This window comes from Variovorax sp. 10L421 (assembly GCF_056395365.1).
In genome coordinates this window covers 176,582-195,655 of record NZ_JBFTJJ010000002.1, presented here as the reverse complement: position 1 = coordinate 195,655, position 19,074 = coordinate 176,582, and the positions used below count along the sequence as shown (strand labels likewise).

Genomic DNA, 19,074 nt, shown 5'->3' with positions numbered 1-19,074 from the left:
TCCAATGACAAAGCACGTGCAGACCATTGCCATGCTGCGAGCGGCTGCCTGGGCTCGCGGCTTGTCGCAAGAACAGCTTCAGCGCGTCGAGCAGGAAACGCAGGATCGTTTCTATTCGGCTGGCGAAATCGTCTGTCAGAAATCGAGCCCGGCCACGCACTGGATCGGGGTCGTCGAAGGCATGGTCAAGGTGGATGTTCTTTCGGCGGATGGCAGAAGCACCACTTTGACCGGGGTATCCGATGGAGGGTGGCTCGGAGAAGGATCCGTTCTGAAGGGAGAGTCGCGTCCCTACGGTGTCGCGACGCTGCGAGACAGCCGCATTGCATTGATGCCGAGCTCGACCTTCCACTACCTGGTCGCCAACAGCTTGACCTTCTGCCATTTCATGATCAACCAGCTCAACGCAAGGCTTGGCCAGTTCATCGCCCTCGCTGAAGGCTATCGGATGCACGACATCAACTCGCGAGTGGCCCACTGCCTGGCCGAACTCTTCAACCCGCAGCTCAACCCTCAGACCAATCCTGTGCTGCACATATCGCAGGAAGAGATCGGCCGGCTGGCCGGCATCTCGCGCCAGATCGCCCACCGCGCGCTGCACGAACTCGAGGACGCGGGCCTGCTTCACATCCGCTACGGCAGCATCGACGTGCTGGATGTCGACGGCCTGCGGCTGTATGCGCGCGAACACGCGGAGTGAGGGCCTTGGGCTATTCGATGGCCGCCACCTCGGACTTGCTGCCGGGTTGCCAACCCCCGCCCAGTGCCTTGAAGGCAGTCACCGCGGCGCGTGCCGATTCGGTTTGCGCCTGGGCCCGTGCATCGGAGGCGCGCAGCAGGTTCTCGTCTGCCTGCAGCACTTCGATCAGGCTGACCACGCCTTTCTGGTAGGCCGCGAATGAAGCGCCTCGCGCGCGGCCGAGCGAATCCACGCCCTGCGCGAGCGTGCTGGCCTGCTCCTCGCGCTTGACCAGCGCCGAGAAGGCGTTTTCCACGTCCTCGGTGGCGCGCAGCACGGCCAGCCGGTACGCGGCGAGCATCTCCGCATCCTGTCCCTTGGCGAGGTCGATCTGCGCGTCGATGCGGCCAAAGTCGAACAGGCGCCAGCGCAGGCCCAGCACCCCGGCGGCCTGGCTGGCACTGCCGGTGAACAGGTGACCGCCGGACACCGACGTCGCACTGCCGATCAGCCCGCTCAGCGAGAACTTGGGGTAGTACTCCGCGACGGCGACCCCGATCCGGGCGTTCGATGCGGCGAGGCGGCGCTCGGCCGCGATCAGGTCGGGCCGTCGCCTGAGCAATTCGCCCGGCGATCCCGCGTCCCTGATCTGCGGGGCGACCGGTATGGCACTGGCCTCGGCCAGTTCCGCCCGATGCGTACCCGGCGGCGAGCCCAGCATCACATCCAGCGCGTTCATGGCCGCGTCCAGGCCCGCCTCCAGGACCGGGACGGAGGCTCCAACCTGGGCAAGTGCACCTTCGGCCTGCCGCACCTGAAGTTCAGCCGCCAGCCCTTTGCCATAGAGAAGGTTGACCGTGGAGAGCAAGTCCTGCTGCGTGCGCACCTGCCGGCGCGCCACGTCGAGCCGGGTCTGCAGCCCCCGGATGCTGATGTAGATATCGGCGGTCTGTGCCGCCACCGCCAACCGGGTGGCGGCCGCGCCTGCTTCCGAAGCCCGGTAGTCCGCCTGCGCCGCCTCGCGTCCACGGCGCAGGCCGCCGAACACGTCCAGTTCCCAGCTCGCACCGAGATTGGCCTCGTAGGCGCTGCCGTAACGATCGAAACCGGGCCTCGAGTTCAACACCTGTCCCTGGGGCGTTTCAACTGACTGGTAGGCCCTGGCCGCCTGACCGCTGACATTTGCTGACGGCAGCAAGGCAGCATTCGCCGCCCCGAGTCCTGCGCGAGCCTGGGCCACGCGCGCGGACGCCTGCGCGAGGTCAAGGTTCTGCGCCAGCGCCAGCGCGACGAACCGGGCCAGTTGCGGGTCGCCGAAACCCATCCACCAAGCGGTGAGATCGGCATTGGAGGTGGCAGGGCGTCGATCGACGGCGGCTTGGCCCATGTACCGTTCGGGCAAGGGCGCCTCAGGCCGGACATAGTCGGGGCCGACTGCGCATCCTGCAGCGAGGCTGGCAACGAAGAGCGTGGCAAGGGTGCGTTGGAGCATGGCTTCTTCCGGAAGATGGTCAAGAAAAGCGTGATGAATGAAGTGACTATAATTCAATATGGTCACTCGTTGTTGATTTTCAGGGGAGGCGCTAAGCTTCGGGCATGAGCAAAGCCACCCTTTCTTCCGTTTCTGCACGCGGCCCGGCCGACCACGACGTGCGGGACCAGATCGTTCTCGCGGCCACGGAGCACTTCAGCCGGTATGGCTACGAGAAGACCACTGTTTCCGACCTCGCCAAAGCCATTGGTTTCTCCAAGGCTTACATCTACAAGTTCTTCGAGTCCAAGCAGGCCATCGGCGAGATGATCTGTGCGAACTGCCTGCGCGAGATCGAAGCCGAGATCCGGGCGGCCGTCGAAGGCGCCGATCGCCCTCCCGAGAAGCTGCGCCGGATGTTCAAGTCGGTGGTCGAAGCCAGCCTTCGCCTGTTCTCCCAGGATCGCAAGCTCTACGAGATCGCGATTTCTGCGGCGACCGAGCGCTGGCAGTCGGCGCTCACGCATGAAGAGCGCATTCGGCAGTTGCTCCACGACATCCTGCGTGAAGGCCGTGAAATGGGGGAGTTCGAGCGCAAGACGCCACTGGACGAGGCGGCGGGGGCCATCTATCTCGTCATGCACCCCTACATCAATCCGCTGCTTCTGCAGCACAGCTTCGACCACACGGCCGAAGCGCCGGCACAACTGTCGGGCCTGGTGCTGCGCAGCCTGTCGCCTTGAGAAAAAAGAGATGTGACTATTGACTGAATTGGTCACTGGTATCAGAATGGCGGTCCCGATCACTTCGTCACTGGGACTCTCATGCTCTGGCGCCGCCTTGCCACTTCTGCAGTCATCTGCGCATTGCCGTTGGCGTTGGTCGCTTGCGGCGAAACAACGCCCTCCGATCCACGCACGCAGGCGCCGCAGGTGCGCGTCACCTCCGTCCAGGGGGCCGGCGCTGCATCGCGCGCCTTCACCGGCACCGTAGCCGCCCGGGTCCAGAGCGACCTGGGTTTTCGCGTCTCCGGCAAGGTGCTGGAGCGGCTCGTGGACGCGGGGCAGGCCGTCAAACGCGGTCAGTTGCTGATGCGCATCGACCCCGCCGATCTGAATCTGGCGGCCCATGCGCAGCAGGAGGCGGTCGCCGCGGCGCGGGCGCGCTCGCGGCAGACGGCGGAGGACGAAGCCCGCTACCGCGACCTGCGCGGCACCGGCGCGATCTCGGCCTCGGCCTACGACCAGATCAAGGCGGCCGCGGACGCCGCCAAAGCCCAGCTCAGCGCGGCCGAGGCCCAGGCCGACGTGGCCCGCAACGCGAGCCGCTATACCGAGCTCATGGCAGACGGCGATGGCGTCGTCATGGAAACGCTGGCCGAACCCGGCCAGGTCGTGAGCGCTGGGCAGGCCGTGGTGCGCGTGGCCCGCGCCGGTCCGCGCGAAGCCGTGGTCCAGTTGCCCGAAACCCTGCGGCCGGCGGTCGGTTCCGCCGGGCAGGCCACGCTCTTCGGCAAGGAGGGCGTGACGGTGCCGACCACGCTGCGGCAACTCTCGGACGCCGCGGACCGGCTGACCCGCACCTTCGAGGCGCGTTATGTGCTCAAGGGCGAGCTCGCCAATGCACCGCTGGGGGCCACGGTCACCATCCGGATCCCGGACGGGCTTCCCGCCGCGCAAGGCGGCCTGCAGGTGCCGATCGGCGCCCTGTTCGACGCGGGCAAGGGGCCGGGCGTGTGGATCATCAGCGGCGAACCGGCGAAGGTCAGCTGGCGGCCCGTCGTGGTCGAGCACCTCGATGACGATGGTGCGCGCGTTGCCGGCTCGCTCAAGCAAGGCGACCGGATCGTTGCGCTCGGCGCGCACCTGCTGCGCGAAGGCGAGCAGGTGCGTGTGGCGGGCCAGGCCGCTGCGGCGGAGGGAGCCCGTCCGTGAGCGAAGGCCGCTTCAACCTGTCGGCGCTCGCAGTGCGCGAGCGCTCGGTCACCCTGTTCCTGATCTTCCTGATCTCGCTCGCGGGTCTTGTCTCATTCTTCAAGCTGGGCCGCGCGGAAGACCCTGCCTTCACCGTCAAGGTGATGACCATCATCACCGCCTGGCCCGGCGCCACCGCACAGGAAATGCAGGACCAGGTGGCCGAGAAGATCGAGAAGCGCCTGCAGGAGCTGCGCTGGTACGACCGCTCCGAGACCTACACCCGGCCCGGCCTGGCCTTCACGACCTTGACCCTGCTCGACAGCACGCCGCCTTCGCAGGTGCAGGAGCAGTTCTACCAGGCCCGCAAGAAGGTCGGCGACGAGGCGGGCAACCTTCCGTCCGGCGTGATCGGGCCGATGGTCAACGACGAATATGCGGACGTCACCTTCGCGCTGTACGCGCTCAAGGCCAAGGGCGAAGCGCAGCGCCTGCTGGTGCGCGACGCGGAGACGCTGCGCCAGCGCCTCCTGCATGTGCCGGGCGTGAAGAAGGTCAACATCGCCGGCGAGCAATCCGAACGCATCTTTGTCGAGTTCTCGCACGAGCGCCTGGCAACCTTGGGTATCGGTCCGCAGGATGTGTTCGGCGCGCTCAATGGCCAGAATGCCCTGACGCCGGCGGGCTCCGTCGAAACCAAGGGGCCCCAGGTGTTCATCCGCCTGGATGGGTCTTTCGACGAGCTGCAGAAGATCCGCGACACGCCAGTCGTGGCACAGGGCCGCACCCTGAAGCTGTCGGACATCGTCACCGTCAAGCGCGGCTATGAAGACCCGGCGACCTTCATGATCCGCAACGGCGGCGAGCCTGCCCTTCTGCTGGGCGTTGTCATGCGCGAAGGCTGGAACGGGCTCGACCTGGGCAAGGCGCTGGATCACGAGGTCGGTGCCATCAACGCCGAGCAGCCGCTGGGCATGAGCCTGAGCAAGGTCACGGACCAGGCCGTCAACATCAGCGCCTCGGTTGATGAGTTCATGGTCAAGTTCTTTGCCGCGCTGCTGGTGGTGATGCTGGTGAGCTTCCTGAGCATGGGCTGGCGCGCGGGCCTGGTGGTGGCCGCGGCCGTGCCGCTGACATTGGCGATCGTCTTCGTGGTGATGGCCGCTACCGCCAAGAACTTCGACCGCATCACGCTGGGGTCGCTGATCCTGGCGCTGGGCCTGCTGGTGGACGACGCGATCATCGCCATCGAGATGATGGTGGTGAAGATGGAGGAGGGCTACAGCCGCGTCGCCGCGTCCGCCTATGCCTGGAGCCATACCGCGGCGCCGATGCTCTCGGGCACGCTGGTCACGGCCGTCGGCTTCATGCCCAACGGCTTCGCGCCATCGACCGCGGGCGAATACACCAGCAACATGTTCTGGATCGTCGGCATCGCGCTGATCGCGTCCTGGGTCGTCGCCGTGGTTTTCACGCCCTACCTGGGTGTCAAGCTGCTGCCCGATTTCAAGAAGGTCGAGGGCGGCCATGCCGCCATCTACGACACGCCGCGCTACAACCGCCTGCGCGCGGTGCTCGGGCGCGTCATTGCGCGCAAGTGGCTGGTCGCCGGCGCGGTGGTGGGCCTCTTCGTCGCGGCCATCCTCGGCATGGGACTGGTCAAGAAGCAGTTCTTCCCCATCTCCGACCGGCCCGAGGTCCTGGTCGAGGTGCAAATGCCCTATGGCACGTCGATCACGCAGACCAGCGACGCCGCGGCGAGGGTGGAGGCATGGCTGGCCAGGCAGAAAGAAGCGCAAATCGTCACGGCCTACATCGGGCAGGGCGCGCCGCGCTTCTACTTCGCGATGGGTCCGGAGCTGCCCGATCCGTCCTTCGCCAAGATCGTGGTGCGCACGGGCAGCCAGGAAGAGCGCGACGCGCTGAAGCACCGGCTTCGCCAGGCGATCGCCGATGGCCTGGCCCCCGAGGCGCGCCTGCGTGTCACCCAGCTCGTGTTCGGGCCCTATTCGCCGTTCCCTGTCGCCTATCGGGTCTCGGGGCCGGACCCGGACAAGCTGCGCCAGATCGCGGCCGAAGTGCAGCAGGTCATGGATGCAAGTCCGACGATGCGCACGGTCAATACCGACTGGGGCACGCGCACGCCCACGCTGCACTTCACCTTGCACCAGGACCGGCTGCAGGCCGTGGGGCTGAGTTCCAGCGCGGTGGCGCAGCAGCTGCAGTTCTTCCTGAGCGGCGTGCCTGTCACCGCGGTGCGCGAGGACATCCGCACGGTGCAGGTCGTGGCCCGCTCGGCCGGCGCCACCCGGCTCGATCCGGCGAGGATCGCGGACTTCACACTGTCCGGCGCCAACGGGCAACGCATTCCGCTGTCGCAAGTGGGCGAGGTCGACGTGCGCATGGAAGAGCCGGTCATGCGACGGCGCGACCGCATGCCCACGATCACCGTCCATGGCGACATCGCCGATGGCTTGCAGCCGCCGGACGTGTCGACGGCCATCACCAGGCAACTGCAGCCCATCATGGACAAGCTGCCGGCGGGCTACCGCATCGAGGAGGCCGGCTCCATCGAGGAGTCGGGCAAGGCGACCAAGGCCATGCTGCCGCTCTTCCCCATCATGCTGGCGGTCACTCTGCTCATCATCATCCTGCAGGTGCGCTCCCTCTCCGCGATGGTCATGGTCTTCCTGACCAGCCCGCTGGGTCTGATCGGCGTGGTTCCCACCCTGATTCTTTTCCGGGAGCCATTCGGCATCAATGCGCTGGTCGGCCTCATTGCGCTGTCGGGCATCCTGATGCGCAACACGCTGATCCTGATCGGGCAGATCCACCACAACCAGGAGGAGGGACTGGACCCCTTCCGTTCGGTCGTCGAAGCCACCGTGCAGCGTGCACGGCCGGTGATCCTGACGGCGCTCGCCGCGATCCTGGCCTTCATCCCCCTGACCCACTCGGTGTTCTGGGGAGCGCTCGCCTACACGCTGATCGGCGGCACCTTGGCGGGAACGGTGTTGACGCTGGTGTTCCTGCCGGCCATGTATTCCATCTGGTTCAGGATCAGACCCGGCCACGGCAGCCGGCCTGCGCACTGATCCGCTCTTCATCCCATTCACCTGTATCGAGGAACTGCAATGTCGAATTCAACAGTGGTCGTGGTCACCGGCGTGTCGTCGGGCATCGGACGCGCCGCCGCACAGAAGTTTGCCGAGCGGGGTTGCCAGGTATTCGGTACCGTGCGCAACCTCGCGAAAGCGCCCGCATTGCCCGGCGTCGAGCTTGTCGAGATGGATGTGCGCGACGAAGCTTCTGTCCAGGGTGCGGTCCGATCCATCATCGACCGGATCGCGCGCATCGACGTGCTCGTCAACAGCGCGGGAACGACGATGATCGGCGCGGTGGAGGAGACCGCGACGGCCGAGGCCGCAGCGCTGCTCGATACCAATGTGCTCGGCATCCTGCGCACGGCCCAGGCCGTGCTCCCGCACATGCGGGCACAGCATCGCGGAAGGATCGTCAACATCAGTTCGGTGCTCGGCTTTCTTCCAGCTCCGTACATGGGGCTCTACTCGGCGTCCAAGCATGCCGTGGAGGGGCTGTCCGAAACGCTGGACCATGAGGTTCGCCAGTTCGGCGTGCGCGTCACGCTGGTCGAGCCGTCTTACACCAAGACCAACCTGGATATCAATTCGCCGCATGCAAAGTCAAAGATCGCGGCCTATGGCCGCGAACGCGACCTCGTAGCGCGCTCCATCGCCAGCAGCGTCAACGGTGCACCCGAACCCGATGGCGTGGCAAACACGATCGTCGAAGCGGCGCTTGGCGCGTGGCGCATGCGCTGGACTCCACCGGGCCAGGCATCCGTGCTGAGCAAATTGCGCCGCTTCATGCCGGCTGGTCCTGTCGATGCGAGCTTGAGAAAGAAACTCGGACTCGCCTGAAGCATCGACGAGGCGGATCGGCCAACGGCCGATCCCACGCAAAGTCTTGCAAGAAAGGAGATGCTTTGGATAGCTTGGATCTTTTGCGAACCTTCAGCGAGGTTGCAGTTTCAGGCAGCTTCTCGCGCGCCGCCGAGCATCTGGAGATGTCGAGAGGAACCGTGAGCAAATACATCGCGACACTCGAGGGGCGTTTCGGTGTCCGGCTGCTGAACAGGAACAGCCACGCTGTCAGTCTTACAGATGCCGGCGTGTTGCTGCTCGAAAGAAGCAAGCCCATGTTGGAGCTGGCCGACATAACGCGCGCGGAACTCCAGGAACGAGCGCTGACGCCCAGCGGGCGCCTGCGTATCTCCGCACCGCATGGTATCGATCAGACGGAGCTTCCGGCGCTGGTCAATACTTTCCTGGGCCACTATCCGGAGGTCAGCGTAAGCCTTGTTCTGACCAATCGCCAGGTCGATCTGGCGGCGGAAGGGATCGACATAGCCTTGCGTTTCGGGCCGACTGCGAACGAGAACCTCATCGTCCGCAAGTTGCTTCTGATGGATTTGGCGGTGTGCGCGTCTCCGATGTACTGGAAAAACCGGGGAATTCCAATGCACCCCGGCGATCTTGCGAATCACGATGCGCTGGTAAGCATCCATCTGAACCCCCTATCGAAGTGGCGATTTCAAGTGGACGGAGAACCATTGGAGGTTGCGGTGCGCGGCCGACTGGACGCGACGGAAGCCGGGCCGTTGATTCAGGCCGCGTTGCGGGGCGCGGGCGTCCTGTACCTGCCGTCGGTGATGCTGAGGCCGTACATCGAGAGCGGTCGCCTCGTCCCGGCATTGACGGAGTTCGTTCGCAGCGACATGTGGCTCTCGGCGGTCTATCTGCAGCGGCGACACAGTACCGCGGTCCAGCGCGCCTTTCTGAGCTTTCTCGAGGACCGGATCAATCCTCTGCGGTCTCCGCACAGAGCTTGAGCCAAGACGAGGGAGCGAAGTTTCCGCCTTGAAGACACGACGTTGCTGCATGCGCGTATCAAGATGGCGGGAAGGCGCCAGAAAATCGCATACGCGGCAACAAATTTCAGAGCAATGAAAGTTTGAGCCGAGCAAGGATCGACACTCAACTCTCAAGGACCGATATGAAGAAAATTCAAATTGTTCAAGGCGCCATTCTTGCGCTTATTTTCGCTTCAGCCGCCCAGGCGGAAACCTATGACGGCGTGCTTCAAAGTTCCAGCGTTCGCTCCCGGGCAGACGTCGACGCAGAGGCCGCAACCGTCGCGCAGAAGGAAGATCTTTACAGGGAATCGGCATCGAGCGGAGTCATCGCACCGCTCGGGTCTTCGAAGTCCCGGGATGTCGTCAATGCCGAAGCAGTCAAGGAGGCCCATTCCGCCAACCAGAATCTCACCGGCAAGGCCTACTACAGGGACGCCATTCCCTCCCAGTACCAGAGTCGGCCGCAGCTGGTGAACGCGGCGAAGTAGGAGTGTGGTCAGTGGATTCCGTTGTCCTGAAACGTCATGCCGCGTGTGGCTCCCGCTGCAGCGGCAGCCACAGCACGAACCGCGTTCCCGTCGGCTTCGATTCCCAACGGACCACGGCCTTGATCGCCTGCGCCCGCCGCCGCTGGTTCTGCAGGCCCCGTCCGGATGCGGACGGATTGGCCATCACCTTCTGGACGTCGAAGCCCTGACCGTTGTCCTCGATCGTCACCTGCACACCCGCGCCCTCCAGCGAGGTGCCAACGCGTATTTCCGTAGCGCGCGTGTGCCGCAGGATGTTCGAGATGCTTTCCTGCACGATGCGCAGGATGTGCAGCGCGCTCGAGGGATCGAGCCAGCCCAGGGCCGGCAACTCCTGCACTTCCCATCGCAGCGAAACACCGGTGCCTTCGAGCCGCGGCTCCAGCCGGTAGCGCAGCGTGGCCAGCAGCAGCAGCAGGTCGGCCTCGACCGGCTCCAGGGAGTCGAGCGCGAGCCTCAGGTCGTCCAGGCAGCTTTTGAGGATCTGCGAGACCTTGTCGTCGCTCATGCCGCCGCTCTCGACCGAGCGGATCGCGCTGATCAGCGAAGAGCCGAGCCCGTCGTGCATGTCCTGCATCAGGCGCTGGCGCTCATCGCTGATGGTCTGCAGGCGCTCGACCTCGCGCAGCCGCTGGTGGCTCAGCTCGAGTTCGGCCTCGCGCTTCTGCAGGCGCTGCGCAAGGCTCGCGTTGAGCTGCTCGACTTCGCCGATGGCATGCATGTAGCGGCGGTACATCAGCACGCCGAATACGCTGAAGGTGACGGCGTTGGTGTACGCCCCCATGTACCAGCCTTCGGGGCTGATGAAGTTGTTCTGCAGCAGCCAGTCGGTCAGGCCCAGCAGCACGCAGATGCCGATCCCTACCGCCACCAGCCGGCCTTCGTTGGAGCGGCGCCATGCGCTGACGCCGCCCACAAGGCAGACCGCCGCGCCCAGCAGTGCCGCGACCGCGTAGATCAGCGGCGTCACGCGGGGAGTGTTCTGCACGATGGACAGGCCGGGCATCGTGGCGATGCCGATGGCGGTGGTTGTCACGACCACGCCGCAGGTCAGCCCCTTGAGCTGCCGGCCGTGCAATTGGCGCAGGAAGAAGTGCACGATCATCACCAGCCAGAAAAGCGAGTTGACGGTCAGCCAGGCGAACCAGTCGTTCGCGATCGGCAGGCTTACGTAGAAATGCAGCCCCCGCATGAAAGAGGTGGCCGAGAGGTTGAAGAACAGCAGGTAGCCCGTTTCGTCGCGGCGCCTGAACCACACGAACAGTGCGAACACGCCCACGGCCATGAAGGCCGCACTGAGCAGTGCCGGCAGCTCCTGCTGCAGCCACTGGCGCATGCCGTAGCGGCCTCTCAGCGCGTCGATGGGGCCGATCCACAGCGACGACAGCGCCACCTGGGCGCCCCGGGTGTGCTCCAGGCGCAGGAGGATCTCGCTGGGCGGCTTGCTGCCGGCGCCGTCGTCCAGCTGGACCCACAGCGGTGTGCGGGTGCTGTTCCATAGCGGACCCGACTGCTGCGCCCGGTGGACCAGATGGCCATCGGCGTAGACCGCGATGGTGCCGTCGGTCTTGATCCGGATGCCATACAGCGCAAGCGGCCCGGGGTTGGGCGGCAGGCCGCGCACGGACAGCCTGATCCAGGTCGTTCGCGTCGTCCTTGTGGAAGTGGCCTCTGCCTGTCGCAGCAGCGCGATGGGGAGGGCGAGGGGCAGTTCGACCTGCTTCCAGGTGTTCGGCAGGGCGCTGCTGTCCTGAAGAGGCGCTGGATTGCTGAAGCCAGGCGCGTCGTCGACCTGCCAGTCGGCCCGCGTGAGGTGCAACAGCGCATCGGACTGCTGCGAGCCGACCGTTCCGGCCAGCAAGACACCAATGACGCCCAGCAATGCCATCGAAACGACGAGCACCACGTTGGCGAAGAAGGGCGCGGGACGGTAGGTCAAGGGGAGTTCGGATGGGCAGCGTTCAGAACCGACGCGAACGAGATGTAACCTATTTTCTCATTTTGTAATGCAACTTCGAGGCGTGCGCCGTCGTGCATTCACGACAAGGTGATTCAGGAGTAACTATATGTATGGTTAAATCCCCGCAACTATCGCGAAGAAGACGAGGGATTGCATGAAGCTGCTGCTGAGCATTGTGTTCGCCGCCGTGAGCCTGGCCGGTTGCGCCAGCGCACCGCCCACACCCACCGAACCCGGAACGGGCACAGGCACTTCCTATGTGCCCATGGTCGCCATGGAGGGCGTGGACAAGGCGCGCTACGACAACGACGTGGCGGCATGCCGCACGGCATCGACCCGCATCACGGCCCGCAGCGAAACCGGCGACGCCATGTGGGGTGCGCTGGGCGTCGGGCTGATCACGGTGTACGGGCAGGGCATCGTCGCCGCAGCCTCCTACACCGGCATCACCGCCGCCGTCATCGACTGGAACGGTCGCCCCGATGCAGAACTGATCGCCGAGCACCAGCAGGTCGCCATCGTGCATTGCATGGCCAAGCGCGGCTATCGCAACCTCGACCCCAACGTGCGCGAATCGTTCTACGGCAACACCTTTACCCCGGGCGTCATTGCGAAGCCCCGCCGTACCGGCGTCGACACCTATAACGTCGAGACGCTCGCCAAGGCCGGCCGCTGCAACCTGCAGCCGCGCGCGGAGCTCACGGCCAAGGGCCCCGGCTACGAGAACTACAACGTGCCCTGCGACAACGGCGGAACCTGGGCCGTGCGTTGCGAGTTCGGCCAGTGCCGCGTGCTGGCGCAGGCACCCACCCGCCGCTCCTGAGCTTCGACGGCCCCGCGCCGGGCCGGCAAGCTCACTTGACGATCATTCCCTTGAGCGCCGGGTCCGGCGGCGGCGGCTTGAGCTTCATCTGCCGCATCGTCTTCACCAGCAGCTGCGCGATCATCACGTTGCGATGCCGCTTGCTGTTGGCGGGCACCACGTACCAAGGCGCGTGATCGGTCGATGTGGCGCCCAGCGCGGTCTCGTAGGCCTGCTGGTAGGCGCTCCACTTGGTGCGCACCGCGAGGTCGTCCATGCTGAACTTCCATTGCTTGCCGAGCGTATCGATCCGGGCCTGCAGGCGCTCCCGTTGCTCGTCCTTGTCGATGTGCAGCATGCACTTGACAATCACCGTGCCGGTTTCGGTGAGCAGCCGCTCGAAGTCGTTGATCTGAGCGTAGCGGCGTTTCGCCTCGGCCTTGTCGATCCAGCCCTCGACCACGGGCACCAGCACGTCTTCGTAGTGGCTGCGGTTCCACACCATGATCTCGCCGATGCGCGGCACGGCGGCATGGCAGCGCCAGAGGTAGTCGTGTGCGCGTTCCTCGTCGTTCGGTGCCTTGAAGGCCGTCACGCGCACGCCCAGCGGCGAGGTGCGCGAGAACACCCAGCGCACGGTGCCGTCCTTGCCGCTGGTGTCCATGCCCTGCAGCACCAGCAGCAGCTTGCGCCGCCCCTCGGCGTGCAGCACGTCCTGCAACTCGTCGAGCTCGACGGCCAGTGCGTCGAGTTCCGCGCGCTGCAAGGCCTCGTCCCCATGGCAGAACGACGTGTCGTCGGGGTCGATGTGCGAGAGCCTGAACTTGCCGCCGGCGCGGTATTTCTTGAAGCTGGCCATGAAGCGGGACTCCGTGAAGAAAAAGAGCCGACAGCGTACGCGATCGATCAGCGCTCGTCGTCTTCGGGGGGCAGGGAGGCGCTCCAGCGATCGTCCCATTCGGCATGCTGGCGCGCGGCGCCGTCGAGTTCGCGCCGGTCGCGCTTGGTGGGGCGGCCCTGTTCGATGGCCAGGGCCGGCTCGGTGCCCGCGCGGCGCTGCTCCCGGAAGGCGGCCTGCGCCGCAAGGCTCTCGGCGGTTTCCTCGTAGAGCTGCTGCGCCACCGGCGCCGGCCCGCGCTGGCCACTGAGGCCGCGCACCGTCACGGTCCGCGTCAGCGGGCCCATGCGCATGGCCACGGTGTCGCCGGGCTTGACTTCGCGCGAGGCCTTGGCGACGTCGCCGTTCACCTGCACGCGGTTCTTGCCGATTTCCTCCGCGGCCAGCGAGCGCGTCTTGAAGAAGCGGGCGGCCCAGAGCCATTTGTCGATGCGCAGACGGTCCATGGATGTCGAAGAGTGGGTGTCAGGAATTGTGCCCCGACAGCGGCAGATGCACGACCGCGTCCAGCCCGATCACCTGTTCGGCCCCGCTCTGCGCGTCCGGCTCGCTGCGGTTGTCGAGGCTGATGCGTCCGCCGAGCGCCAGCACGATCTCGCGGCAGATCGCCAGGCCCAGCCCCGAGCCGCTCGACGCGCTGCCGGCGGAGAAGGGCGCGAACAGGCGCTGCCGCAGCTCGGACGAGATGCCGGGGCCGCAATCGCGCACGGTGAGCACCGCGTCCTCGCCCTCGGCGCGCACCGAGACCGACAGTGCAGCGCCCACGGGGCTCTGCCTGATCGCGTTGTGCAGCAGGTTGCGCGTGAGTTCCTGCAGCATCCAGTGGTGGGCGCGCACCGGCACTGGCTCGTCGATGGCGAGCTCGAAGTCGAGCGCCTTGTCGGCCACCAGCGGCGACAGGTCGAGCGCGATCTGCCGCGCCACCTCGCCGAAGTCGAGCGTCACCGATTCCGGCTGCTGGCGCAGCTGCTCCACCTTGGCAAGCGACAGCATCTGGTTGGCAAGCGTGGTCGCACGCTCCACCGTGTGGCTGATCTCGCCGAACGCCTGCTCGGGAGCGACGTCGCCGCGCCGCGCCGACTGCACCTGGGCCTTCAGCACGGCCAGCGGCGTGCGCAGCTGGTGGGCGCTGTCGCGCACGAAGCGCTTCTGGTGGTCGAGCAGCCGCTGCAGCCGGCCCATCACTTGCGTGGTGGCGTCGATCAGCGGGCGCAGCTCGCGCGGGGCATCGGGCGCGTCGATGGGCGAGAGGTCGTCGGCCGGGCGCTTCTCGATGGCTTCGCCCAGCTCGCGCACCGGCCGCGTGGCGCGCTGCACGACGAACACCGTGACCAGCGCGATCACGCCCATCAGCAGCAGCTGGCGCCACAGCATGTCGAGCAGCAGCTTGCGCACCAGGGTTTCGCGCAGCTCCAGCGTCTCGGCCACCTGCACCACGGCCATGCCGCGGCCGGTGGCGCTCGCCACCGGCTGCAGCAGCACGGCGACCCGCACCGGCTGGTTGCGGAATTGCGCGTCGTAGAAGTCGACCAGCGCCGCATACGCGCCGCGGTCCGGAATGCGGCCGCGCCAGAAGGGCAGTTCCGCAAAGCCCGAGATCAGCTTGCCGTCGAGCGCCGAGACTCGGTAGAACAGCCGGCTGCGGTTGTCGGCCTCGAAGGCCTCCAGTGCGGAGTAGGGCACGATGGCCCGCAGCCGCGCCATGTCTTCGTAGCCCTCCACGTCGAGCTGTTCGCCGATGGTCTTGGCGGACGCGAGCAATGTGCGGTCGTAGGCCGTGGTGGCGGCCGCGAGGCTCTGGCGGTACAGGCTCACGCTGTTGATCACGATGAACACCGCAATCGGCGCGAGGATGCCGAGCAGCAGCCGCGCGCGAAGCGAGGAAACGCGGGTCATGTTTCCGGGCGCAGCAGGTAGCCCAGCCCGCGCATGGTCATCAGCACGGCGCCGGTGCCCACGAGCTTCTTGCGCAGGCGGTACACCACCACCTCGATGGCTTCGTACTGCACGTCGGCCTCGCCCGGAAACACCAGCTCGAACAGGCGCTCCTTGGTCACGGCGTGGCCCGGCTTCATCATCAGCGCCTTCAGCAGCGCCAGCTCGCGCGGTGTGAGTTCGAGCAGCTCGGCGCGGTTGTAGATGGCGCCGTTGTCGGGCTCGAAGCGCAGCCCGCCGATCTCCTGCGGGTTGAGTCCGGCGTCCTGCCCCGCGACGCCGTGGCTGCGCCGGCGCAGCGCGCGGATGCGGGCTTCCAGCTCGTCGAGGTCGAAGGGCTTGGGCAGGTAGTCGTCGGCGCCGGCGTTGAGGCCGACGATGCGGTCGCCGACCGTGCCGCGCGCGGTCAGCAGCAGCACCGGCGTGCGCAAGCCTTCGGCGCGGGCCTGGGCCAGCACCTGCAGGCCGTCGAGGTTGGGCAGGCTCAGGTCGAGGGCGACCACGTCGGGCTCGATGGCGCGCCACTGGGCGACGGCCTCTGCCCCGTCGCCGCAGACGCGCACATCGATCCGGCGGCGCCCGAGGGTGCGCTGCAGGGTGATTTGCATCGAGGGATCGTCTTCGACCAGCAGCAGCTTCATACGGTGGCGGCAGGGATGGGTACTTTGGTGTTTTCCCCAGTCTGGCGGACAGCCAACTGACAGCGGGGCGGCGCATGATAGCGCTCAGCTAAAAGTCAGCTTCCTTTCAAGTTCCTTCCAATTCCAGGAGACACGCATGCGTCGCGACACCTTTCTGAAGTCATTGGCCGCGCTGGCCGCCACCGGTGCCCTGCCACTGTCGGCCCTGGCGGCCGCCAACGTCAAGATGATGATTCCCGCCAACCCCGGCGGCGGCTGGGACACCACCGGCCGCGCACTGGGCAAGGCCATGACCGAAGCCAAGGTGGCCGACACCGTCACCTACGACAACAAGGGCGGCGCCGCCGGCGCGCTGGGCCTGGCCCAGTTCGTGAACGGCTCCAAGGGCGATGCGAACGCGCTGATGGTCATGGGCTCGGTCATGCTGGGCGGCATCATCACCGGCAAGCCGCCGGTCAACCTGTCGCAGGCCACGCCCATCGCCCGCCTGACGACCGAGTACAACGTGTTCGTGCTGCCGGCCAACTCGCCGCTCAAGAGCATGAAGGACGTGGTCGACCAGCTCAAGAAGGACCCGGGCAGCGTCAAGTGGGGCGGCGGTTCGCGCGGCTCCACCGAGCACATCGCCGCGGCCATGATCGCGCAGAAGGTGGGCGCCGATCCGTCCAAGATCAACTACGTCGCCTTCCGTGGCGGCGGTGAAGCCACCGCCGCTGTCCTGGGCGGCAACGTCACCGTCGGCGGCAGCGGCTACAGCGAATTCGCCGAATACATCGCCGCCGGCAAGATGAAGGCCATTGCCGTCACCTCCGCGCAGCGCCTGCCGGGCATCAATGTGCCCACGCTGAAGGAGCAGGGCATCGACGTCGAGATCGGCAACTGGCGCGGCGTGTACGGCGCGCCCGGCATCTCGGCCGAGCAGCGCAAGGCGCTGACCGACATGGTGCTGGCCGCGATGAAGAGCCCGTCGTGGGCCGAGTCGCTCAAGAAGAACGACTGGACGCCGGCGGTGCTCTCGGGCGACGCCTTCACCAAGTTCGTCGATGACGACTTCGCGAGCCTCCGGGCCATCATGGCGAAGTCCGGCATGGTCTGAACAAGGTTCACCCCCAGGCTGCGCGCACTTCGTGTCGCGCGCGCCTTCCCCCTGCCGGGGGCAACACCTGAGGCCCGGCAAAGCCGGTTCCTCGGTGTTCCCCGAAGGGGCTCTCTTCCCCCCGACTGCGGGAGCAAAAAATGACAACTCCAGACTCCTCGGCCTCGCCGCAACCCTCGGCCACGTGGCCACAAACCCTGGTCGGCGCCGGCGTGCTGCTGACCGGCCTCGCGCTGGCCTTCGGCGCGATCGGCATTTCTTCCGAAGCCGGCTATGGCGGCGTCGGCCCCAACTTCCTGCCCTGGCTCGTGTCCGTGGTGCTCGTGCTGTGCGGCGCCTGGATCCTGTGGGAGGCGCGCACCGGCGGCTTCCGCGAGCTCGACGCGCCTACTGGCGCCGAGCATGCCTACTGGCCCGGTTTCGTCTGGGTGTCGGCGGGGCTGCTGCTCAACGCAGCACTCATCACCACGCTCGGCTTCATCTTGAGCTGCACGATGTGCTACGTGCTCGCGGTGCAGGGCCTGCGCCGCGCGAGCGGGCAGGGCGGCGTCAACTCGCCGCGCACCTGGCTCGTCGACTTCGTCACCGGCGCGCTGATCTCGGCCCCGGTGTTCTGGATGTTCACGCAATTCCTGGCCATCAACCTGCCTGGCCTCACCAACACCGGGTGGATCTGACATGGATATCTTCAACGCACTCATGGCGGGCTTCGCCGCCGCCATCACCCCCGTCAACCTGCTGTGGTGCCTGGTCGGCTGCGCCCTGGGCACGGCCGTGGGCGTGCTGCCCGGCATCGGCCCGGCCGTGGCGGTGGCCATGCTGCTGCCCATCACCGGCAAGGTCGACATCACGGCCTCGATGATCTTCTTCTCGGGCATCTACTACGGCGCCATGTACGGCGGCTCGACCACCTCCATCCTGCTGAACACGCCTGGCGAAACCGCCAGCATGGTGACGGCGATGGAGGGCAACAAGATGGCCAAGAGCGGCCGCGCGGGCGCAGCGCTTGCCACGGCCGCCATCGGCTCGTTCGTGGCCGGCACCATCGCCACCGTCATCGTCACGCTGTTCGCGCCCTTCGTGGCCGACTTCGCGGTCAAGCTCGGGCCGCCCGAGTATTTCATGTTGATGCTGCTGGCCTTCACCACGGTAAGCGCGGTGCTCGGCAAGAGCACGCTGCGCGGCATGACGGCGCTGTTCGTCGGCCTCGCCGCGGGTTGCGTCGGCCTTGACCAGATCTCGGGCCAGGGCCGCTATACCGGTGGCGTGCCCGAACTGCTCGACGGCATCGAGATCGTGCTGGTGGCCGTGGGCCTGTTCGCCGTGGCCGAGGTGCTGTACGCCGTGCTGTACGAAGGCCGCGTGGTCGAAGGCCAGAACAAGCTCAGCCGCGTGCACATGAGCAAGCGCGACTGGAAGCGCTCCATTCCCGCCTGGCTGCGCGGCACCGCCATCGGCACGCCGTTCGGCTGCATCCCGGCCGGCGGCACGGAGATCCCGACTTTCCTGAGCTATGCGACCGAGAAGAAGCTCGCCAAGGACAAGGACGCCAAGGCCGAGTTCGGCACCACCGGCGCCATCGAAGGCGTGGCCGGCCCCGAGGCCGCCAACAACGCCACGGTGACGGCCGCGCTGATCCCGCTGCTCACGCTGGGCATTCCGACCTCGAACACCACCGCCATCCTGCTGGGTGCGTTCCAGAACTACGGCATCCAGCCGGGGCCGCAGCTGTTCACCACCTCCGCTGCGCTGGTGTGGGCGCTGATCGCATCGCTGTACATCGGCAACGTGATGCTGCTGGTGCTGAACCTGCCGATGGTCGGCCTGTGGGTCAAGCTGCTGAAGATTCCGAAGCCGCAGCTCTACGCCGGCATCCTGATCTTCGCGACGGTGGGTGCCTACGGCATGCGCCAGAGCGCGTTCGACCTGTTCCTGCTGTATGCCATCGGCCTGCTGGGCGTGGTGATGCGCCGCTTCGACTTCCCGACCGCGCCCGTGGTGGTCGGCATGATCCTGGGCCCGCTGGCCGAAGCGCAGCTGCGCAACGCCATGTCGATCGGCGAGGGGAGTGCGTCGGTGTTCTTCCAGCGCCCGATGTCGATCGCGCTGGTCGTCATCGTGGTGGCCGTGCTGGTGCTGCCGCGCCTTGCCAAGCGCATGAGCGAACGCAAGCTGAAGCGGCTGGCACAGCTGGACGCCTGACGCTCCTCGGGGCT

At 66.5% G+C, this 19,074-nt stretch carries 17 protein-coding genes; 11 read left to right on the top strand and 6 right to left on the bottom strand.

Annotation, left to right across the window (positions count from 1 at the left end):
• Positions 1 to 4 precede the first annotated feature (4 nt).
• On the top strand, positions 5 to 700 hold the full coding sequence (locus AC1DFC_RS04925) for a Crp/Fnr family transcriptional regulator (RefSeq protein ID WP_007836872.1): 696 nt from the start codon (positions 5 to 7) through the stop codon (positions 698 to 700).
• A gap of 10 nt (positions 701 to 710) precedes the next feature.
• Here AC1DFC_RS04925 and AC1DFC_RS04920 read toward each other — a convergent pair whose 3' ends face one another.
• Positions 711 to 2,171, bottom strand: coding sequence for an efflux transporter outer membrane subunit (locus AC1DFC_RS04920; protein WP_007836871.1), 1,461 nt, complete (start codon positions 2,169 to 2,171; stop codon positions 711 to 713).
• A gap of 104 nt (positions 2,172 to 2,275) precedes the next feature.
• Here AC1DFC_RS04920 and AC1DFC_RS04915 point away from each other — a divergent pair, with 104 nt between their 5' ends.
• The 6 genes from AC1DFC_RS04915 (at position 2,276) to AC1DFC_RS04890 (ending at position 9,487) form a co-directional block, all read left to right on the top strand.
• On the top strand, positions 2,276 to 2,893 hold the full coding sequence (locus tag AC1DFC_RS04915; RefSeq protein WP_007836870.1) for a TetR/AcrR family transcriptional regulator: 618 nt from the start codon (positions 2,276 to 2,278) through the stop codon (positions 2,891 to 2,893).
• A gap of 81 nt (positions 2,894 to 2,974) precedes the next feature.
• Positions 2,975 to 4,084 (top strand): efflux RND transporter periplasmic adaptor subunit, encoded by a 1,110-nt coding sequence (locus AC1DFC_RS04910; protein WP_413315430.1) that lies wholly within the window; start codon positions 2,975 to 2,977, stop codon positions 4,082 to 4,084.
• Positions 4,081 to 7,158: an efflux RND transporter permease subunit gene (locus AC1DFC_RS04905; RefSeq protein ID WP_478178734.1), complete on the top strand. Its 3,078-nt coding sequence runs from the start codon at positions 4,081 to 4,083 to the stop codon at positions 7,156 to 7,158. The genes AC1DFC_RS04910 and AC1DFC_RS04905 overlap by 4 nt, the downstream gene beginning before the upstream one ends.
• 39 nt (positions 7,159 to 7,197) lie before the next feature.
• Complete coding sequence (locus AC1DFC_RS04900; RefSeq protein WP_007836863.1) at positions 7,198 to 8,004, top strand: oxidoreductase; 807 nt, start codon at positions 7,198 to 7,200, stop codon at positions 8,002 to 8,004.
• 65 nt (positions 8,005 to 8,069) lie between these two features.
• Positions 8,070 to 8,975 (top strand): LysR family transcriptional regulator, encoded by a 906-nt coding sequence (locus tag AC1DFC_RS04895; protein WP_007836861.1) that lies wholly within the window; start codon positions 8,070 to 8,072, stop codon positions 8,973 to 8,975.
• A 164-nt stretch (positions 8,976 to 9,139) separates the two neighbouring features.
• Positions 9,140 to 9,487 (top strand): hypothetical protein, encoded by a 348-nt coding sequence (locus tag AC1DFC_RS04890; RefSeq protein WP_007836859.1) that lies wholly within the window; start codon positions 9,140 to 9,142, stop codon positions 9,485 to 9,487.
• A gap of 34 nt (positions 9,488 to 9,521) precedes the next feature.
• Here the strand turns inward: AC1DFC_RS04890 and AC1DFC_RS04885 are convergent, their stop codons facing one another.
• A complete protein-coding gene (locus tag AC1DFC_RS04885; protein WP_007836857.1) occupies positions 9,522 to 11,465 on the bottom strand; it encodes a sensor histidine kinase in 1,944 nt (647 codons plus the stop codon).
• Between the two features lie 175 nt (positions 11,466 to 11,640).
• Here AC1DFC_RS04885 and AC1DFC_RS04880 point away from each other — a divergent pair, with 175 nt between their 5' ends.
• Complete coding sequence (locus tag AC1DFC_RS04880; RefSeq protein ID WP_007836854.1) at positions 11,641 to 12,309, top strand: hypothetical protein; 669 nt, start codon at positions 11,641 to 11,643, stop codon at positions 12,307 to 12,309.
• 31 nt (positions 12,310 to 12,340) lie between these two features.
• Here AC1DFC_RS04880 and AC1DFC_RS04875 read toward each other — a convergent pair whose 3' ends face one another.
• The 4 genes from AC1DFC_RS04875 to AC1DFC_RS04860 are packed head-to-tail and all read right to left on the bottom strand — an operon-like array spanning position 12,341 to position 15,762.
• Entirely contained in the window at positions 12,341 to 13,147 is an 807-nt protein-coding gene (locus AC1DFC_RS04875) for a PPK2 family polyphosphate kinase (protein ID WP_007836853.1), read from the bottom strand.
• A gap of 47 nt (positions 13,148 to 13,194) precedes the next feature.
• Positions 13,195 to 13,632, bottom strand: a complete 438-nt coding sequence (locus AC1DFC_RS04870; protein WP_007836851.1) for an RNA-binding S4 domain-containing protein — start codon at positions 13,630 to 13,632, stop codon at positions 13,195 to 13,197.
• A 19-nt stretch (positions 13,633 to 13,651) separates the two neighbouring features.
• Complete coding sequence (locus tag AC1DFC_RS04865; protein WP_478178733.1) at positions 13,652 to 15,082, bottom strand: sensor histidine kinase; 1,431 nt, start codon at positions 15,080 to 15,082, stop codon at positions 13,652 to 13,654.
• A complete protein-coding gene (locus AC1DFC_RS04860; RefSeq protein ID WP_007836848.1) occupies positions 15,079 to 15,762 on the bottom strand; it encodes a response regulator transcription factor in 684 nt (227 codons plus the stop codon). The genes AC1DFC_RS04865 and AC1DFC_RS04860 overlap by 4 nt, the downstream gene beginning before the upstream one ends.
• Before the next feature lie 136 nt (positions 15,763 to 15,898).
• Here AC1DFC_RS04860 and AC1DFC_RS04855 point away from each other — a divergent pair, with 136 nt between their 5' ends.
• From AC1DFC_RS04855 to AC1DFC_RS04845, 3 genes are all read left to right on the top strand, one after another.
• Positions 15,899 to 16,858, top strand: coding sequence for a tripartite tricarboxylate transporter substrate binding protein (locus AC1DFC_RS04855; RefSeq protein ID WP_413335197.1), 960 nt, complete (start codon positions 15,899 to 15,901; stop codon positions 16,856 to 16,858).
• 140 nt (positions 16,859 to 16,998) lie between these two features.
• The gene (locus tag AC1DFC_RS04850; protein ID WP_007837985.1) at positions 16,999 to 17,535 is read left to right on the top strand and encodes a tripartite tricarboxylate transporter TctB family protein; all 537 of its coding nucleotides are present in this window, start codon (positions 16,999 to 17,001) and stop codon (positions 17,533 to 17,535) included.
• A gap of 1 nt (position 17,536) precedes the next feature.
• Entirely contained in the window at positions 17,537 to 19,060 is a 1,524-nt protein-coding gene (locus tag AC1DFC_RS04845; RefSeq protein WP_007837987.1) for a tripartite tricarboxylate transporter permease, read from the top strand.
• Positions 19,061 to 19,074: the final 14 nt, after the last annotated feature.

What these genes read in the sequence shown, in the direction of transcription:
- AC1DFC_RS04925 (WP_007836872.1), top strand. Translation starts at nt 5, where the DNA reads ATGACAAAGCACGTGCAGACCATTGCCATGCTGCGAGCGGCTGCCTGG.
- AC1DFC_RS04920 (WP_007836871.1), bottom strand. Translation starts at nt 2,171, where the DNA reads ATGCTCCAACGCACCCTTGCCACGCTCTTCGTTGCCAGCCTCGCTGCA.
- AC1DFC_RS04915 (WP_007836870.1), top strand. Translation starts at nt 2,276, where the DNA reads ATGAGCAAAGCCACCCTTTCTTCCGTTTCTGCACGCGGCCCGGCCGAC.
- AC1DFC_RS04910 (WP_413315430.1), top strand. Translation starts at nt 2,975, where the DNA reads ATGCTCTGGCGCCGCCTTGCCACTTCTGCAGTCATCTGCGCATTGCCG.
- AC1DFC_RS04900 (WP_007836863.1), top strand. Translation starts at nt 7,198, where the DNA reads ATGTCGAATTCAACAGTGGTCGTGGTCACCGGCGTGTCGTCGGGCATC.
- AC1DFC_RS04890 (WP_007836859.1), top strand. Translation starts at nt 9,140, where the DNA reads ATGAAGAAAATTCAAATTGTTCAAGGCGCCATTCTTGCGCTTATTTTC.
- AC1DFC_RS04880 (WP_007836854.1), top strand. Translation starts at nt 11,641, where the DNA reads ATGAAGCTGCTGCTGAGCATTGTGTTCGCCGCCGTGAGCCTGGCCGGT.
- AC1DFC_RS04875 (WP_007836853.1), bottom strand. Translation starts at nt 13,147, where the DNA reads ATGGCCAGCTTCAAGAAATACCGCGCCGGCGGCAAGTTCAGGCTCTCG.
- AC1DFC_RS04870 (WP_007836851.1), bottom strand. Translation starts at nt 13,632, where the DNA reads ATGGACCGTCTGCGCATCGACAAATGGCTCTGGGCCGCCCGCTTCTTC.
- AC1DFC_RS04865 (WP_478178733.1), bottom strand. Translation starts at nt 15,082, where the DNA reads ATGACCCGCGTTTCCTCGCTTCGCGCGCGGCTGCTGCTCGGCATCCTC.
- AC1DFC_RS04860 (WP_007836848.1), bottom strand. Translation starts at nt 15,762, where the DNA reads ATGAAGCTGCTGCTGGTCGAAGACGATCCCTCGATGCAAATCACCCTG.
- AC1DFC_RS04855 (WP_413335197.1), top strand. Translation starts at nt 15,899, where the DNA reads ATGCGTCGCGACACCTTTCTGAAGTCATTGGCCGCGCTGGCCGCCACC.
- AC1DFC_RS04850 (WP_007837985.1), top strand. Translation starts at nt 16,999, where the DNA reads ATGACAACTCCAGACTCCTCGGCCTCGCCGCAACCCTCGGCCACGTGG.
- AC1DFC_RS04845 (WP_007837987.1), top strand. Translation starts at nt 17,537, where the DNA reads ATGGATATCTTCAACGCACTCATGGCGGGCTTCGCCGCCGCCATCACC.